We start from the raw sequence: 1,027 nt of genomic DNA, 5'->3' as shown, positions 1-1,027 counted from the left end.
GGATGCTTCTGAATTAGGCTCGTCAATTGGTGGTATCCCCACGGTTGAAAGGTTTAAGTATTGCCGTAAGGACAGAACATTTTAAGGTCAGTCGCTGAATTAAGAATCCCCTCGGCTTCAGCCAGGGGAGTGTCAAAGGTGTGATAGGATACTTGGATGATCGTATTAGAGTTTAAGTTGAAAGGCAAAACGCAGCAATACCGAGTCATCGACGAAATGATTCGGACAGCTCAATTTGTCAGAAATAAAACTCTTAGATACTGGATCGAAAATCAAGGAGTTAAGCTGATTGACCTCTACAAACAGTGTGCCATCATGGCCGCATTGTTTGAATGGGCAGGCAAACTTAACTCGATGGCGCATCAAGCTACGGCACGAACGTGCCATTTTTGCTATCCAACGTTTTTTCGCCAATTGTAAAGCCAAGAAATCAGGGAAAAAAGGATACCCGCAGTTCAAAAAACATACTCGTTCCGTAGAATACAAGACATCAGGTTGGCAGCTTTCTTCCAACAAGAAATGTTTAACATTTACGGACGGTTTTGCTGCTGGAACTTTCAAGTTAGTCGGCAGTCGGCATTTGCATTTTTATGCACCCAGCGAGATTAAGCGAGTTAGGGTGATTCGGCGTGCCGACGGTTACGGAGCTCAGTTTTGTATCGATGTGGAACGAAGAGGGGAATCTATTTCCACTGGTAAAGCTATTGGCATAGATGTGGGATTAAACCATTTCTATACCGACAGTGATGGTGAAACAGTTCCCAACCCTCGCTATCTGGGCAAAAACGAAAAAGCTTTAAAACGATTGCAAAAACGAGTTTCAAGGGAAGAAGAAGGGTTCTAGCAATCGTAAAAAAGCGATTAACAAGTTAGGAAGAAAACACCTTTATAGCCTTTCTCAGAAAGATGAGGTACAATAACAGCAGTGTGTAAACCAGTTAAAAATATTTGATGATGTAACTTGACTGAACGCCCACTCTAGGGCTTTGGCTAATTCTTGATAATTAGTAGTCTTGATAGAACGGAG

At 42.4% G+C, this 1,027-nt stretch carries 1 protein-coding gene; it reads left to right on the top strand.

Annotation, left to right across the window (positions count from 1 at the left end):
* Positions 1–289: 289 nt before the first annotated feature.
* Positions 290–844: an RNA-guided endonuclease InsQ/TnpB family protein gene (locus ACUVJL_RS04360; RefSeq protein ID WP_445244732.1), complete on the top strand. Its 555-nt coding sequence runs from the start codon at positions 290–292 to the stop codon at positions 842–844.
* Positions 845–1,027: the final 183 nt, after the last annotated feature.

The organism is Microcoleus sp. OTE_8_concoct_300, from assembly GCF_031383065.1.
In the GTDB taxonomy this organism is placed as follows: domain Bacteria; phylum Cyanobacteriota; class Cyanobacteriia; order Cyanobacteriales; family Microcoleaceae; genus Microcoleus.
The sequence above is the reverse complement of the archived record's forward strand: the minus strand, read 5'-3'. Positions and strand labels throughout refer to the sequence as shown.